At 75.8% G+C, this 15,351-nt stretch carries 12 protein-coding genes; 5 read left to right on the plus strand and 7 right to left on the minus strand.

Annotation, left to right across the window (positions count from 1 at the left end; genetic code table 11):
- The first annotated feature begins 13 nt into the window (after window positions 1–13).
- On the plus strand, window positions 14–5,935 hold the full coding sequence (locus ACIF6L_RS29165) for a TIR domain-containing protein (RefSeq protein WP_396490464.1): 5,922 nt from the start codon (window positions 14–16) through the stop codon (window positions 5,933–5,935).
- A 43-nt stretch (window positions 5,936–5,978) separates the two neighbouring features.
- Here the strand turns inward: ACIF6L_RS29165 and ACIF6L_RS29170 are convergent, their stop codons facing one another.
- Window positions 5,979–6,653, minus strand: a complete 675-nt coding sequence (locus tag ACIF6L_RS29170; protein WP_396490466.1) for a DUF6629 family protein — start codon at window positions 6,651–6,653, stop codon at window positions 5,979–5,981.
- 29 nt (window positions 6,654–6,682) lie between these two features.
- Window positions 6,683–7,666, minus strand: coding sequence for a DMT family transporter (locus tag ACIF6L_RS29175; protein WP_396490468.1), 984 nt, complete (start codon window positions 7,664–7,666; stop codon window positions 6,683–6,685).
- Between the two features lie 282 nt (window positions 7,667–7,948).
- Between ACIF6L_RS29175 and ACIF6L_RS29180 the strand changes: the two genes are divergently transcribed.
- A complete protein-coding gene (locus ACIF6L_RS29180; protein ID WP_329490920.1) occupies window positions 7,949–8,212 on the plus strand; it encodes a dsRBD fold-containing protein in 264 nt (87 codons plus the stop codon).
- Window positions 8,213–8,389: 177 nt separating this feature from the next.
- Here ACIF6L_RS29180 and ACIF6L_RS29185 read toward each other — a convergent pair whose 3' ends face one another.
- Window positions 8,390–9,259: an alpha/beta fold hydrolase gene (locus tag ACIF6L_RS29185; RefSeq protein ID WP_396490470.1), complete on the minus strand. Its 870-nt coding sequence runs from the start codon at window positions 9,257–9,259 to the stop codon at window positions 8,390–8,392.
- A 185-nt stretch (window positions 9,260–9,444) separates the two neighbouring features.
- Here ACIF6L_RS29185 and ACIF6L_RS29190 point away from each other — a divergent pair, with 185 nt between their 5' ends.
- Window positions 9,445–9,879, plus strand: a complete 435-nt coding sequence (locus tag ACIF6L_RS29190; RefSeq protein ID WP_396490628.1) for a MarR family winged helix-turn-helix transcriptional regulator — start codon at window positions 9,445–9,447, stop codon at window positions 9,877–9,879.
- A gap of 72 nt (window positions 9,880–9,951) precedes the next feature.
- Here the strand turns inward: ACIF6L_RS29190 and ACIF6L_RS29195 are convergent, their stop codons facing one another.
- Both ACIF6L_RS29195 and ACIF6L_RS29200 read right to left on the minus strand, forming a co-directional pair.
- Window positions 9,952–10,299 (minus strand): hypothetical protein, encoded by a 348-nt coding sequence (locus tag ACIF6L_RS29195; RefSeq protein WP_329490922.1) that lies wholly within the window; start codon window positions 10,297–10,299, stop codon window positions 9,952–9,954.
- 262 nt (window positions 10,300–10,561) lie between these two features.
- The gene (locus ACIF6L_RS29200) at window positions 10,562–11,569 is read right to left on the minus strand and encodes an AEC family transporter (RefSeq protein ID WP_396490472.1); all 1,008 of its coding nucleotides are present in this window, start codon (window positions 11,567–11,569) and stop codon (window positions 10,562–10,564) included.
- Between the two features lie 143 nt (window positions 11,570–11,712).
- On the opposite strand from ACIF6L_RS29200, the gene ACIF6L_RS29205 reads away from it, so the two are divergent.
- Window positions 11,713–12,171, plus strand: coding sequence for an HD domain-containing protein (locus ACIF6L_RS29205; protein ID WP_396490474.1), 459 nt, complete (start codon window positions 11,713–11,715; stop codon window positions 12,169–12,171).
- 275 nt (window positions 12,172–12,446) lie between these two features.
- Here ACIF6L_RS29205 and ACIF6L_RS29210 read toward each other — a convergent pair whose 3' ends face one another.
- Together ACIF6L_RS29210 and ACIF6L_RS29215 are read right to left on the minus strand one after the other, a co-directional pair.
- Window positions 12,447–12,821 carry a transglycosylase SLT domain-containing protein gene (locus tag ACIF6L_RS29210; protein ID WP_329490926.1) on the minus strand — a complete coding sequence of 125 codons (375 nt, stop codon included), beginning with the start codon at window positions 12,819–12,821 and terminating at the stop codon, window positions 12,447–12,449.
- 517 nt (window positions 12,822–13,338) lie between these two features.
- Window positions 13,339–14,133, minus strand: a complete 795-nt coding sequence (locus tag ACIF6L_RS29215) for an NAD(P)H-dependent oxidoreductase (RefSeq protein ID WP_329490927.1) — start codon at window positions 14,131–14,133, stop codon at window positions 13,339–13,341.
- 116 nt (window positions 14,134–14,249) lie between these two features.
- Between ACIF6L_RS29215 and ACIF6L_RS29220 the strand changes: the two genes are divergently transcribed.
- Window positions 14,250–15,224 carry a helix-turn-helix domain-containing protein gene (locus ACIF6L_RS29220; protein ID WP_396490477.1) on the plus strand — a complete coding sequence of 325 codons (975 nt, stop codon included), beginning with the start codon at window positions 14,250–14,252 and terminating at the stop codon, window positions 15,222–15,224.
- The last annotated feature ends 127 nt before the right edge of the window (window positions 15,225–15,351 follow it).

Here is a 15,351-nt window from a genome sequence, read left to right on the forward strand (position 1 = left end):
ATAAGCTGGCCCCATGGGGGCTTATGACGTGAACCCGGGCGGCCCCGGGCCGATCGACTTCTTCATCAGCTACTCGCCCGCCGACGAACGGTGGGCGGCCTGGATCGCCTGGACGCTGGAGGACGCGGGCTACCGAGCCTTCCTCCAGGCGTGGGACTTCGTCCCGGGGACCAACTTCGTCGACTTCATGGACCGGGGTGTCACCGAGTCCGCCGCGGTCATCGCGCTGCTCTCGCGCCACTACGAGCGTTCGCGCTACGGCCGGATGGAGTGGCAGGCGGCCCTGCGCGCCGACCCCGACGCCCCGGAGCGCAGGCTGCTGACCGTCCGGATCGAGGACATCCCGGTGGACGGCCTGCTCGCCACCCTGACCTACATCGACCTGGCCACCGTCACCGACCCCGCGCTGGCCCGCCACCTGCTGCTCGCCAGGGTCGCCCAGGCGATGGACGGCCGGGCCCGGCCGGAGCTGCGGCCGGGCTATCCGGGTGGCGCCGCGGGCGCGCCGCCCGCCGCCCGGGCGCAGCAGGACGGGGAGCCGGCCCCGCAGGCGCTGCGGCCGGTCGGCGGCACCGGGCGGTCCGGCCGGCGCAGGCCCTCCGTGCGGCCGGAGTACCCGCCGGCGGCGGGCCACCCGGGCGGGCGGGAGTCGGTCACGGTGCTGCACCTGGCGGGCCCGTCCTTCGGCCGGGGCACCGATCCCGCGGAGCTCCAGGCCGCCGTCTGGGGGGACCTCGTCGAGCTCGCCGACGCCGGGGCCCCGGCACCCGAACTGGTCGTCGTCACCGGGGACCTCACCGCGTCCGGCAGCCCCCGGGAGTGCGAGCAGGCCCTCGCCTTCCTGACCGGCATGCGCTCCCTGCTCGGGCTGGAGCCGCACCGGGTGGCGATCGTCCCCGGCGGTCAGGACGTCAGCCAGGCGGCCTCCCGCGCCTACTTCGCCACCTGCGAGGCGGACGAACTGCGGCCCACCCCGCCGTACTGGCCCAAGTGGCGCCACTACGCCCGGCTGTTCCAGGAGTTCTACCAGGGGCTGGACGTGGTCTTCGACAGCGACCAGCCCTGGACGCTGTTCCCCGTGCCCGAGCTCGGGACGGTCGTCGCGGGCCTGAACTCCTCGATGGCCCACAGCCACCGGCCCGACGACCGGTACGGCTGGCTCGGCCCCGAGCAGGCCGCGTGGTTCGCCCAGGCGCTGCGCCCGTACGAGAACGACGGCTGGCTGCGGATCGGCGGCGTCCGGCACCCCGTCACGCCCCGGCCGGCGGGCGCCCGGTCGGCCCGGGCGGGCCAGGACGCCGAGCCGCTCCGGGACGTCGACCGCTTCACCCGGCTGACCGCGCCCCGGCTGCACCTGCTGCTGCACGGGCCGGCCGACGGCCGCGCCGCGCTCCAGGACCTGCCCACCTCCGCCGGGGAGCTCAGGGTCCTCGGTGCCACCGCCCCGGGCGCGCACCAGCTGCTGCAGCTCACCCGCGAGGGGCTCACCCACTGGCCCAGCCCGAGCCCCGGCGCCGCCCCGGGGGCGGGCACAGCCCCGGGCGCCGAGCCCCGGCGGTCGGCGGTCGGCTGGCACCGGGCGCACCGCGCGTTCCCCCCGCCGCCCGACCGGGCCGCCCCCGACACCCCGCCCGCGGCGGGCCCCGCCCCGGTGCCCGCCGCCGAGCGGGAGACCAGGGAACTGCCCTCCCCGCTCGACACCCTGCTGGCCCGGGTCGCCGAGGTCTGCCGCACCCGGCACCAGGGCGCCCAGATCCGCTTTGTCGCCGGCTCGCCGCCCCAGCTCTTCGTCACCTGGAACGAGTCGGGATTCGTCCGCCAGCAGCGGGTCGCGGTCTGTGTGCACACCCCGACCGCCGAGGAGGTCGACCGCTTCGTCGACGAGGTGCACGCCGCCGGCAGCGCCCCGGACGCCGAGCTGGTCCACGACGGCCCGCCCCCGCCGCGCGAGTTGCGCGACCGGGCCCGGCGGCGCGGCGTCCGGCTGCGCAGTTTCATCGAGTTCCAGGGCCTGCTCGACCTCCGCGACCACGTCGCCGCGCAGAGCGAGCGGCTGGCCGCCGACAGCCAGTACCAGCCAGGCCTCTACCTGCCGCAGCGCTACCGGGACGCCGAGCGCCCCGGCGGGGAGGAACGCGAGGGCCTGGTCGACGAGATGCTCCGGCTGCTGGACTCCGACCACGGCCGGTTCCTGCTGCTGCTGGGCGACTTCGGGCACGGCAAGACCTTCGCCCTGCGCGAGCTGGCCCGCCGCATCCCGGTCGAACTCCCGCACCTGACGCCGCTGTTCATCGACCTCAGCGCACTGGACAAGGCGCACTCCTTCGACGGCCTGGTGGCGGCCCACCTGACCGCCCACGGCGTCGACACCCTCGACCTGCGGGCCTTTCGCTACATGCTCCGGCAGGGGCGCGTGGTCCTCCTGTTCGACGGCTTCGACGAACTGCTGAACCGGGTCAGCTACGAGCGCGCCGCCGACCACCTCCAGGTGCTGCTGGACGCCGCCGTGGACAACGCCAAGATCGTGGTGAGCAGCCGCACCCAGCACTTCAGCTCCCAGGAACAGGTGCTCACCGCCCTCGGCGAGCGGGTCGGCCTGCTCCCGCAGCGGCGGCTGATCGCCGTCCAGGACTTCACCACCGCCCAGATCCGCGGCTACCTGGCCAACCGCTACGGCGACGAGGCCGCCGCCGACCGCCGGATGCGGCTGCTGGAGGCCATCCCCGACCTGCTCGCGCTCTGCCGCAACCCCCGGCTGCTGAGCTTCGTCGCCGACCTCGACCACGACCGGCTGCGGGCCGTCGCCGGAGCCGGCCGGGCGCTCAGCGCCGCCGGCCTCTACCAGGAGGTCTTCACCGCCTGGCTGGAGTTCGAGGAGCGGCGCGGCCAGGGCGGCCCGGGCGCCGCGCCCGGCCTCGGCCTGGACCAGCTCTGGGAGGCCGTGACCGCGCTCGCGGTCCGGCTCTGGGAGACCAGCCGCACCTCCCTGCCGTACGACGAACTGCTCGACCTCTCCGGTGCGCTGACCGGCCTGGCCGGGAGCCACCTGCCCGCGCCGCAGCTCGCGCACGCGGTGGGATCGGGCAGTCTGCTCGTCCGGTCCGACGAGGGCGTGTTCCAGTTCATCCACGGTTCCGTGGTCGAGTGGCTGGTCGCCCGGGCCGCGGCGGCCTCGCTCGGGAACGGCGAGTCGGAGCTGCTCACCCGGCGCCCGCTCAGCCGGCTGGCGGTCGAGTTCCTCTGCGACCTCGCCGACCACCAGCTCTGCCAGCAGTGGGCCCACGACGTCCTGGACGGGGCCGGCGAGGCGGACGAGACCGCGCGGCTCAACGCCGTCAAGGTGCTGGCCCGGCTGAGGGTGCCTGCCCACACCGACCTGCGCGGCGCCGCGCTGGCCGGCGAGGACCTCTCCCACCGGGACCTCTCCGGCGTCGACCTCGGCCAGGCCGACCTCACCGACGCCCGGCTGCTCGGCGCCAACCTGGCCGGGGCCTCGCTGCGCGGCGCCCGGCTGGCCGGTGCCCGGCTCGACGCGGCCGACCTCTCCGGCGCCGACCTCTCCGGCGCGGACCTCCGCGGTGCCCGGCTGATCGGCACCGATCTGCGCGGCGCCCGGCTGCGGGGCAGCCGCTGGCAGCGGGCCGCCCTGATCTCCACCGTCACCGACGACGAGGTGCTGGCCGCCCCCGAACTGCGTGCCGCGGCCATCGCACCGGGCCTGCCCGTCGAGGCCGGCTTCCGGCCCTCGGAGGTCGGCGTGCCGTACGGGTTCGGCGTGCGCACCGCCCGGCTGCCCGAACCGGTCGCCTTCAGCGCCGACGGCCAGCTGCTCGCGGTCGGCAGCGCCGACGGCAGCGTGCTGGTCTGCGACGCGCTCACCGGAGTCGCCCTGCGCACCCTCAAGGACCACATCGACCGGGTCTACGCGGTGAAGTTCGCCGGGAGCGTGCTGGCCACCGGCAGCGCCGACGGCACCGTCCGGCTCTGGGACCAGGTCTCCGGGGAGTGCCTGCACCGCCTCGACGTCCACCCGGGCGGGGTCTGGCCGGTCTCGCTGGAGTCGACGGGGGCGCTGCTCGCCACCGGTGACGCCGACGGGACGGTCACCCTCTGGGACACCGCGACGGGCGGGCTGCTGCGCCGGCTGACCGGCCACGCCGCACCCGTCTACACCGCGGTCTTCAGCCCGGACGGCGCCCTGCTGGTGACCGGTGACCGGCTCGGTGGGGCCCGGCTGTGGGACACCGCGACCGGGCAGCGGGTCGCCGAGCTCCCGGGGCACCGCGGGACGGTCTTCCGGGCCCGGTTCAGCCCGGACGGGACGCTGCTGGCCACCGGCGACGCCGGTGCGGACGGCGCGGCCGTCCGGGGTGCCGCGGACGCGGCCCCGGAAGCCCCGGGCGGCGCCGTCCGGGTCTGGGACGTCGCGGGGCGACGCCTGCTGCACACCTTCGAGGGGCACGGCGGCCGGGTCTACACGCTGGCCTTCCACCCCGACGGGGACCTGCTCGCCAGCGGCGACACGGCCGGTCAGATCCGGCTCTGGAACCCGCAGGACGGGACGGCGGCCGGCCGGCTGGAGGGCTGCACCGGCTCGGTCTACCAGGTCGACTTCGACGACGGCGGCGGCCGGCTCGCCGCCGGGGACAGCGACGGCGTGGTCCGGGTGTGGCGGGTCGGGCCGCCCGCCCCGGGCGGGCGCGAGGTGGTGGCCCCGCGCCGCCAGCCGCCCGAGCACCGGGGCTCGGTCTGGGCCTGCCGGTTCCGCCCCGGCGCCGGACCGGGCGGGGCGGAGGCCGACACGCTGCTGGTGACCGGCGGCAACGACGGCGCCGTCCGGCTCTGGGACCCGGCCTCCGGCCGCAGCCGCCAACTGCTGCGCGGCCACGGGCGCCGGATCGGCTCGCTCTCCTTCAGCGGGGACGCCGGCGTGCTGGCGGCCGGTGGCAACGACGGCGTGGTCCGGCTCTGGGAGCCCGCCACGGGCCGCCGGGTCAGGGAGCTCTCGGGGCGCAGCAGCCGGCTGGTCTCGGCGCAGTTCAGCCCGCAGGGGCCGGTGCTGGCCACCGCCAGCAACGACGGCGACCTCTACCTGTGGAACGCGCTGACCGGTGAGTACCTGCGGGAGATGGACGTCGAGACGGAGCACGTCTGGGCGGAGGCGTTCAGCGCCGACGGCGTCTTCGTGGCCACCGCCAACGACGACGACACCGTCCGCATCTGGTACCGCAGCACCGGCGCCCACGTCGCCACGCTGCGCGAGCACCGGGGCCGGGTCCGCTCGATCGCGTTCAGCGCGGACGGGCGCCGGCTGGCCACCGGCTGCGACGACAGCAGCGTCCGGATCTGGGACATCGAGGCCGGCCGGATCGAGGCCCGGCACGACGGGCACGGTGACCGGGTGTACGGCGTCGCGTTCGGCGCCGACGGCTCCTGGCTGGCCAGCGCCTCGTGGGACGGCGACGCCGTGGTCTGGGCGGACGGCGGGATCAGGCACCGGCTGACCGGCCACGCCGGCCGGCTCTGGACGGCGTCGGTGCACCCCCGGCGGTCGCTGCTCGCCACGGCGGGGGACGACCGGGTGGTCCGGCTCTGGGACCCCCGCACCGGGCAGGACCTCGGACGGCTGCGCGGGCACACCGGCCGGATCCTGGCGGTGACCTTCAGCCCGGACGGATCGCTGCTGGCCAGCGGCGGTGAGGACGGCACGGTGCGGCTCTGGGACGTCCCCGCCGACGGCGCGCCCACGGCCCGGGCGACCCTGCTCGGGGCACCGGACGGCTGGGCGGCGCTGCTGCCGTCCGGCGCGTACAAGTACGAGGGCGACGTCGTGGGCGAGTTCTGGCACGCGGTCGGGATGTGCCGCTTCGAGCCCGGCGAGCTCGACACCCGGCTCCCGGGCGTCCACCGGATGCCGCCGGAGGCGCTGCTGTGAGCCCCGGGGCGGGCGGGCCCGGGGCCACGGCCGACGGGTGGCGTCAGAACGCCGCCGGGTCGCCGGCCGGGGCCGCGTCCCGGGGCGGGCGGGCCGTCCAGTGCAGGAGCAGCAGGCTGGCCAGGGCCGCCAGGGCGCACCAGGTGGAGACGAAGGCCAGCCGCCAGAGCAGCGCGCAGAGGACGGCGCCCGCCCCGGTGAGCAGGCCGAGCCGGCGCAGCAGGCGGTCGCCGCTGAGGAGCAGCGGGCCGACGGTCGCCACCAGGTAGCCGGTCAGCAGGAGCGCCGCGTGCGGGATGCCGACGGCGTAGCCGAGGGTGTGGCCGTGCGCGGTGGCCGTCACCGGGCGGGTCGCGACGGCGAGCGCGAGCGGGACCGCGACCAGCAGGCCGAGCAGGACGAAGCCCAGCAGCGGGCGCCGGCGGGCCCGGTCGCGGGTGGCGGCCCACACCCCCACCGGGACCAGGACGGGCAGCAGCGGTAACGCGATCACGGCCCACGCGGTCCGGGCCCACCCGGCCGGACCGGCGGGGAGGCCGCCCTCGGCGCCGTGCCAGACCGCGGCCTCGATCAGCTGGTGCACGCCGAGGACGAGCGGGAGGGCCGCGAGCGGCAGTCGCTCGGGGCGTCCCGCGCGGTGGGTCCGGACCAGGCAGAGGACGCCGATGCCCGATACCACCCCGCCGGCGACGAGGTCCGCCTGCGCGCTCCAGCACATGGGTCGCCGCCGTTCCTTGGCCGGCCCGGCTACCGGGAGCCGGTGGGGTCGGTGGGGCCCGCGCCGGCCGGGGAGTCCGGGCCGTCCGGGGAGTCCGGCGAGTCCCCGCCGTCCGGGCGGTCGGCGGCTTCGGCGGCTTCGGCGGCGCGCGGGACCGCCCGGTGGCCACTGCCGGGCATGGCCGGGTGGCGCCCGATCACGATCACCCCGATGACGACCGCCACCAGTCCCGCGGCCTGCCAGGCCAGGGCACCGGGGGTGACCCGCAGGCGGTCGCCGAGGAAGCCCACCGCGCAGGCGATCCCGGTGATCGGCTGGGCCGCCGTCAGCGCGGGCAGCGACATCCGCAGCGGGGCGGCCTCGAACGCGCTCTGCACCAGCAGCAGTCCGACCACCCCCGCCGCCACCACCGCGTACGGCTGCCAGCTGCGCAGCACCGCGTCCAGCCCGTCGTGGTCCAGCCGCAGGGTCGTCGTACGGGTGAGCGCGTCCTGGAGGCCGTAGAGCAGGCCGGCGGCGAGGGCGAGCAGGGTGGCCTCCTCGAACAGCGGCATCCGGCGGGCCGTGGAGACCAGCAGCACCGTCAGGCCGACCACGGTGCCGACCACCACCCAGTGACGCAGCTCCCCGGCCGGTTCGCCGCCCCCGGTGGGGCGGCCGGCCACGATGAACGCCGTCACACCGAGTGCGAGCAGCAGCACGCCGGCCCAGCCGGACCGGCCGAGGCTCTGCCGGGTCAGCACCCGGGACAGCGCCATCGCGAACAGCAGATTGGTGGCGAGCAGCGGCTCGACCAGCGAGACCTCGCCCTGGTTGAGGGCGAGTGCGGAGAGGATCAGACCGCTGACCATGAACCCGGTGCCGAGCAGCCATTCGGGCATCCGCAGCAGGTCCAGCAGCAGCCGCCAGCGCAGCAGGTCGGCACGCGGGGCACGCTGTGCCGCGTGCTGCTGGAGGACGAATCCGAGCCCCAGGCAGCAGGCGGCGCTCAGTGCGAGGAGGAAGACCACCACGAAGGGACCACCCGAATGTCGCTGCCCGCGCCGGACCGGCGATCCGTGGTTCGACGGCGGTCGTGGCACGTTTCCGCCAGCGTACCGCCGGGGCGTTGACCCGACCGCCGGGACGCGGGCCGGCCTGGGCCGGACGGCTGCTTCCGCTGCCGGCCCCGGCGCCCGGGGCCGCGCTTGCCGCCCCGGGCGCCGGGGGCGCACGCTGGTGTGAGCAGCCGCCACGGGTCCGCAACCGTGCCGGCCCGAGTGGGCGCGACGGGGGCAGGCGCCAGGAGGTGTGGCATGCACAACCAGTGGGATGTGGAGCTGAGCTTCGAGGAAGACGGCGTGCACACGGGATGCGACGCGAGGCTCACCGGTGCCAGGGCACCGGGCCTCAGCGCCCACGGAGAGTCGCTCAAGAGCGCGGAGGACCGCCCGCTCGCCCGGATCGGTGAGGAGGTCGCCGCCTCCCGCGCCCTGGAGGCGCTGTCCCGCAAGCTACGGGCCCAGGCGACCGGCGAGATCGAGGACGAGGGCCACCGGCCGGGCTACCTGATCTACTGAACCGTCCGTCCGCTGACCCGCCGTCCGCCCGGCCGGTCGACCTGACCCGCGCACCCGGGCCGGCCGGTGTGCGCCGCCCGGGACCCACGGGGTGGATGGCGGTAGGCCGGCGCCGCGGCCGTTCCGCTCGGACGGCCCGTGAGCTACTGGGCCCGCCGCCCTCCGGTTCGAAGCCGGTCACGCGGCGCCGGACAGAAATGACGTGAGCCGGTCGGTGAGCTCGGTGGGCCGGGCCGTGAGCAGGGTGTGGTGGGAGACCTTGGGCAGCACGGCGACGATGGCGCCGGGCAGGGCCTCGCGGGCCGACGCGGCCACGCGGCGCGCGTCGTGGGTACGGCTGCGTTCGGCGAGCAGGACCAGGGCCGGCGCCCCGAGGACGGCCAGTCGTTCACGCGTCGGGCGAGGTCCGGTGACCACCCGGGAGGCCGGGAACCCGGCGTGGCCGAGGGCGTAGAGTTCGCGCCAGCCGGCGTCCAGGCCGCTGCCGCCGCTCTCCCAGTCCAGGTAGGCGCGGGCCCGGCCGGCCGAGCGGGGCGGCAGGAAGAGCGGCAGCGCGCGCAGCAGGTAGCCGGCGCGGAAGCCGGCGAAGCACTGGGTCGGATCCAGCAGGGCGAGCCGGCCGACCCGGGCGGGGGCGTGCAGGGCGTACTCCAGGGCGATCCACCCGCCGTACGAGTGACCGCAGAAGTCGGCCTCGGGCACGTCCAGCCGGTCGAGCACGGCGTCCAGCCAGCCCAGCAGGCCGGGCACACCGCCGAGCGGGGCGCCGTCGTGGACGCTGCGCCCCGGGTCGCCGATCAGGTCGACGGCGAGGACGCGGTGCCCGGCGCAGGTGAGCGCCTCGACCGCGGCGAGCCAGCCGGTGGAGGTCGCGCCGCCGCCGTGGAGCAGGACCAGCGGCCGCCCGTCGCGGGGACCGCAGGCGTTGACGCGGGTGGTGCCGTGCGGCGTCCGGACGGTGAGCGGCTCGACGGGGACGGGCCAGCGGGCCAGCACGGCGTCGTAGGCGGCGAGGAACGCATCGAGCGGATCGTCGGCGCCGCCCACGCCGGTGGTCCGGGTGCCCTGCGGGGTTCGTGAGGCTCGTGAGGAGCGTGAGGCGCGTGCTGACATTCTGCTGTCCTCCGGCGGGTGGCAAAATTACTCGCTGAACAATAATCTCGCTGAGCGAGAGAATAGTGCCACCGCACCTGGAGCGGAAGGAGAACGAGGTGGACGAACCCGAGGAGCCGATGCGGCTGGTCCATCTGCTGCGCGGCCTGACCGTCGAACTGGACCTGTTCGGAGCGGAGTTCGCCGGCCGCCACGGCCTGCACCCGACCGACCTGCGCGCGTTGATCCACCTGCTGGACGCCGCCCGGGCCGGGACGGTGGTGACGCCGGGCCGGCTCGGCGAGGCGCTGCGGCTGAACTCGGCGGGCACCACCGGCCTGGTCGACCGGCTGGAGCGGCTCGGCCTGATCCGCCGCGAGCGCGACCCCGGGGACCGCCGACGCGTCCGGCTGGTGGTCGAGGAGCGGGCGGTGGAGCTCGGGCAGGGCTTCTTCGGCGGGCTGATCGCCGATCTGATGGCCGCCATGGGCCGGTTCGACCCCGCGGAGCTGGCGACGGCCCGGCGGTTCCTGCTGGCCATGACCGAGGTGGTGGCCACGGCCCGGGAGGAGTGACCGGACCGCGGACGCGAGGCGATCGTCGTCCGGGGCCGGTGACGCGGGGCGCTCCCGGGGGGCGCCGGGGGATCAGAACCAGGTCTCGCCGAAGTGGTCCCCGGGGTGGCCCTCGCGGAGCAGGCAGAAGTCGGGTTCCCTGACGTGCTCCGGCCCCTTCAGCCCGGCCTCGGCCGGGCAGCGCGGCGCCAACTCGACCGTGTACACGGGCCAGGAGGCCCAGTGCAGGTCGTTGCCGACGCCCTGGACGAGGGCGCAGTGGGTGCTCTCGTGCCCGGCGACGAGCTCGCAGCGGAGGTGTTGCTCCATCATGAAGGCGGCGTGCGGCAGGCTGTTGAAGTGATCCACATCGGACTGCGGGAGCGTGACGACGGCGGGGCACTGACGCTTGACCATGGGTGGACGGTTGGCTTCAGTCATGCTCGCCAGCATTCCACCGCGCCGCCCGGGAGGCGATGCTTTCCGCCCGGTCGCACGCGTCTTGTACAGGTCGGGCGGGTTCTTGACGGCTCCCCACCGGCGGCGTACCGGCGGGCACCGGATCCCGCCTCCGTCGGGCTCCACGAATTCCCCACGCTTCACCCACGTCGCCCACTTCAGTGCCCACTTCATCGCCCGCTTCGTCGGCCGGGCCGACCCGCCGTCGCGGCGCCGGTCCGAGGGTGCCGCCGGGCCGTACGGCTCAGCCGGGTCCGAGCGTCCGGCTGACGAGTGACAGCGTCGCCATCGAGACCAGGGTGGAGCAGAGGATCGAGCGCCGCGCGAGCGCGGTGCTGTGCCCGTACTGGGCGGCGTAGACGAACACGTTCTGCGCGGTCGGCAGGGCGGAGAACAGCACCACGGTGAGCAGTTGGTGGGGCGGCAGGTGGAGCAGGCCGGCCCCGACGGCGAACGCCGCCAGTGGCTGGATCAGCGTCTTGAGCACCACCGTCACCCCGACCTCCGCGTACCGGCGGTTGCCGGGGCCCGCGCCGCTGCCGGGGCCCGCACCGATGTCGGCACCGGCACCAGGAACGGTGCCGGCGCCGGTACCGGTGTCCGGGGCGGTCGCCGGGCGGCCGTGCAGCGACATGCCGAGGGCCACCAGCGCGGCCGGTACGCCCGCGCCGCCGAGCAGTTCGCAGGAGCGGGCCAGCTCGGCGGGCGGGTGCCAGCCGGTCGCCGAGACCGCGGCGCCGAGCGTGACCGCCAGCAGGATGGGGTTGCGCACCGGCAGGGTGAGCGCGGCCCGGCGGCCGGCGCGGCCGGTGTCCAGCACGGTCAGCACGATCGGGGTGACCAGCAGGGTCTGGAACAGCACCACCGGCCCGACGAAGGAGGCGTCGCCGAGCACCTGGAGGGCCACCGGAATGCCGAGGTTGGCGGAGTTGACGTAGCCGGAGGCCATCCCGCCGATCGTGCCCGAGGCGAGCCCCCGGCCGAAGAACCGGTGGGCGGCCAGCAGGCCGAGACCGGCGGCGAGCGCCGTCCCGGCGGCGAAGGCCAGCATCGACGGGTTGGCGAACCGGTTCAGCGGCGTCCGGGCGATCATCAGGAACAGGGCCGCGGGCATGGCCAGGTGGAAGCTGAACCGGCTCAGCACCGCGTCGGCGTGCGGCCCGAGCAGTCCGCTGCGGCCGACCAGGTAGCCGATCCCGATGAGGGCCCAGATCGGGGTGAAGCCGGAGAGCAACGGGTGCAGACTGGGCATGGCTCCTCGGGGTGGTCCGGGGTGTCCGGCGGTGTCCGGTGGGCGGGTCGCGGGGGTCTCCCGGCACCGCCGCAGTCAACCAGACGCCCTCCCGGCCGAGTCGGCCGGGCATCCCGCGGGGGCTCCCGGCCTACCATGGCCCGGTGGAGAACCTGAGCCTGGCCGAGGTCGAGACGATCGCGCGGCGTGCCCATGACGGGCAGGTCGACAAGAACGGTCACCCCTACAGCGAGCACCTCGCCGCGGTGGCGCACGGTGTGGCGGAACGCGGCGGCAGTGAGGAGCAGATCGCGGCGGGCTGGCTGCACGACGCGATCGAGGACGAGGTGCTGACCCGCGAGTGGCTGGCCGCCGCGGCCCTGTCCGAGGACACCAAGGCGATCGTGGACGCCCTCACCAAGCGCCCCGGCGAGCCGGTGGAGGAGTACACGGCCCGCATCCTGGCGACCCCCGGCGCGCTCCTGGTCAAGCGGGCCGACCTGGCCCACAACTCCAGTCCGGCCCGGCTGGCCACCCTGGACGCGCCGACGGCCGAACGGCTGGCCGCCAAGTACCGCCGGATGCGCGAACTGCTCGGCCTGGGGGGGGTGGACGGCGACTGACACCCTTCGACGCCCGGCACCGGTCCGCCCGGCCCGCTCAGGTTCGCCCGGCCCGGCCGGGTCCGGGGGAGCGCGCCGGACCGGGCCCGGAGACGGGCGAGAGGGCCCGCGCACGCGGATCACGCGTGCACGGGCCCTCTCGGTCACCCCGGTGATCCCTGTCCGATCCCCGGGGTGAGGGGGGACAGTGGTCTGGCTGCGGCAGCCGGAGCCCCGGCGGAGCACCGGCGATCGATCGATCGGCCGGCCGGCCCGGTGGCTCGGAAGAGTTCGGCTTAGTACCAGTGGTGGGTCTGCCAGAACGACCAGGCGGCGTTCGGGCTGCCGTAGCGGGAGTTCATGTAGTCCAGCGCCCACTTGATCTGGGTCTTCGGGTTGGTCTTCCAGTCCGCACCGGCGGAGGCCATCTTCGAGCCCGGCAGCGCCTGGGCCAGGCCGTACGCGCCCGAGCTGGGGTTGGTCGCGGTCACGTTCCAGCTGGACTCGTGGCTGATGATCTGGCTGAACGACGCGAGCTGGCCGGCCGGCACGATCTGGGCGGCGAGGGCCTGGGGGGACACGGTCGCGGCCGAGGCGGTGGCGGGCACCAGGCCGGCGCCCAGGGCGGTCAGACCGGCGGCGCCGGCGAGAAGAGCGGCGGAAGTACGCATACGGAGCTTGAAAGCGGGCATGAAGGAGAAGACCTCAATCGGGTTGGGCCGGTGTCACGCCCCGCCTCGACCGTTGGCCGGACAGGGGCCGATACGGTCGCGGGGCGTGACTCGGCAGTAAGCCGTGCTCCGGCGGGACAGGTGCCGGAGCGGCTGACGACTGAGCCATTGTTGCCAGACGGGATCGGCCGTCGCCAAGACCCCCTCGCTACGACCGGGCGTCGTAACCGGGGTCGTGCCGTGGATTCGAAGGGTCCTCCGGAGCCGCCTGCGGCGTGCCCGCCGGCCTGGGCGGATCCGCGATCGGCGGCCGACCGAGTGGCTGTCCCGAGAACGACTACCGCCCGTCGTGGCGGCCTTTCGTGTGTGAGCGCACTCACCGGCGGGCCACCGGGGCCCGTCACGGACCGGTCCGGGGGAACCACTACGGGTACAGACGATCTGAGAGCGGCGCCACACCGGTGCGGCCTCGGTGGGCGCCCCGACGGCCCGGACCGGGTCCCGCCGCCCGGGCTCCTCAGCCGCGCGAGCGGACGTGCAGGTCCAACCCGCCCGTCCCCGGCGCCTCCACACCCGGCATCAGCCGCATGTCGCGGCCGTAGTCACCCCCGACGAGCGACCGGAACGGGACCGGCTCGTCGGTGAAGAGCCCGTCGAGCCGCCGGCCGTACGCCTCCTTCGCCGCCTCGAAGCGCTCCTCGGACAGCTCGTTCGCGTCGTACACCGCGAACGGCTCCAGCGGTGCCATACCGGTGAACCAGAAGAGGCCGTGCTGGACCGGGTGGAGCACGTCCGCCAGCCGGCCGTGGATGCCCCGGTCGAGGAGCGACGTCTCCCGGGCGCCCGCCGTCACGGACATCAGCGCGCGCCGGCCCGCCAGGGCGGAGTCCTGGGTGTAGGGGGGAGGCAGGGCCGGGCCGTAGCCGAACCCGGCGGTGAACACCCGCTCGATCCAGCCCTTCATGATCGCGGGGGTCGAGAACCACCAGAGCGGGAACTGCAGGATCACCGCGTCCGACCAGCGCACCTTCTCCTGCTCCGCGGCGATGTCCGGCGACAGCCGCCCGGCCAGCGTGGCCCGCTCCGAGGCGGCCATCACGTGCAGCCGCTCGTCCGGCGCGTGGGCGGGGAAGTCGTCGGCGTCCAGCCCGGCCTTCCACTTCATCGCGTAGAGGTCGGACTGCCGGACCTCGTGCCCCGCGCCGCGCAGGCGGTCGACCGCGAACGCGGTGAGGGCGGTGTTGAGCGAGCGGGGGTCCGGGTGGGCGCTGACGACGAGGATCTTCTGCTGCTGTGGCGTGGCTGCGGTCATGTCGTACACGCTCTCCCGGGCGCGGCCGGGCAGCCAGAACCCTGGTCAACCAGAGGACCGGTGATCCTGGTACCGGGAGGGCCACCCATACTGGACGCCAGGAAACGGGGGGCGGGATGAGGCACACGGACACGACGACGGACGGCACGGGCGGGGGCGGCGGCCGGGTCGAGGCTTTCGGGGCGGTCGGGACGGTGGGGGCGGTCGACGGGGTCGGCGACACCCGGCGGGCGCTCGGCGGTTTCCTGCGGGCCCGGCGCGGCCGCGTCGCTCCGGAGGACGTCGGCATCGCCGGCGGCCGTCACCGGCGGGTCCGCGGGCTGCGCCGCGAGGAACTGGCCCAGCTCGCCGGGATCAGCGTCGACTACTACGTCCGCCTCGAACAGGGCCGGGCCACCCAGCCGTCCACCGAGGTGCTCGACGCGCTCGCGCGGGCGCTCGGCCTCGACGCCGCCGAGCGCCGGCACCTCGCCACCCTGGCCGGAGCCCGGCGCGGCACCGCGCCCGCGGCGCGGGTCAGCCCGCAGCTGCGGCGGCTCCTGGACGCCGTCGTCCACTTCCCCGCCTTCGCGACGACCCCCCACCTCGACGTGGTGGCCTGGAACGCGCTGGGCGCCGAACTGATGGGCGGACTCGGCACACCCGGCGGCCGGGACGGCAACAACGCCAGGTACCTGTTCTGCGACCCCGGCTCCCGGGACGTCCACCCCGAGTGGGAGGACCGGGCCCGCGAGGCCGTCGGCCAGCTGCGGGTCTCCGCCGGGAGCTACCCGGACGACACGGAGCTGGCCGCGCTGATCACCGAACTGTCGGCGCGCAGCGCGGACTTCCGGCGGATCTGGGCCACCGGCGAGATCGTGGTGTGCGGCGCGGGCCGCAAACGGCTGCGGCACCCGGTGGCGGGGCTGCTCACCCTGGACTACGAGACGCTGCACGTGCCCGCCGCACCGGGCGAGACGGGCCTGGTCGTGCACGTGTTCAGCGCGGCGGAGAACAGCCCGGAGGCCGCCGCGCTGGCCCGGCTGGCCGAGGCCGTGGCGGCGTCGCAGCAGGAGCGGGCCGCCGGGCCGGCGCGGTACTCCGACGCCTGAGGCGTCCACGGCAGGGCGCCGGGAGCGCCCCCCGGAGCCTCGCACCCGGCGCCTCCCCACCTCCCCCTACCGCACCGCCCGGTGCCCCGGGCGCGAACGCGGACCGCACCGGATTCGCCGCGGAGGA

It is taken from the genome of Kitasatospora sp. NPDC086009 (assembly GCF_044540385.1).
GTDB lineage: Bacteria > Actinomycetota > Actinomycetes > Streptomycetales > Streptomycetaceae > Kitasatospora.

Coding starts and splice junctions, on each gene's coding strand:
- ACIF6L_RS29165 (WP_396490464.1), top strand. CDS start 14: ATGGGGGCTTATGACGTGAACCCGGGCGGCCCCGGGCCGATCGACTTC.
- ACIF6L_RS29170 (WP_396490466.1), bottom strand. CDS start 6,653: ATGTGCTGGAGCGCGCAGGCGGACCTCGTCGCCGGCGGGGTGGTATCG.
- ACIF6L_RS29180 (WP_329490920.1), top strand. CDS start 7,949: ATGCACAACCAGTGGGATGTGGAGCTGAGCTTCGAGGAAGACGGCGTG.
- ACIF6L_RS29190 (WP_396490628.1), top strand. CDS start 9,445: ATGCGGCTGGTCCATCTGCTGCGCGGCCTGACCGTCGAACTGGACCTG.
- ACIF6L_RS29195 (WP_329490922.1), bottom strand. CDS start 10,299: ATGACTGAAGCCAACCGTCCACCCATGGTCAAGCGTCAGTGCCCCGCC.
- ACIF6L_RS29200 (WP_396490472.1), bottom strand. CDS start 11,569: ATGCCCAGTCTGCACCCGTTGCTCTCCGGCTTCACCCCGATCTGGGCC.
- ACIF6L_RS29210 (WP_329490926.1), bottom strand. CDS start 12,821: ATGCGTACTTCCGCCGCTCTTCTCGCCGGCGCCGCCGGTCTGACCGCC.
- ACIF6L_RS29215 (WP_329490927.1), bottom strand. CDS start 14,133: ATGACCGCAGCCACGCCACAGCAGCAGAAGATCCTCGTCGTCAGCGCC.
- ACIF6L_RS29220 (WP_396490477.1), top strand. CDS start 14,250: ATGAGGCACACGGACACGACGACGGACGGCACGGGCGGGGGCGGCGGC.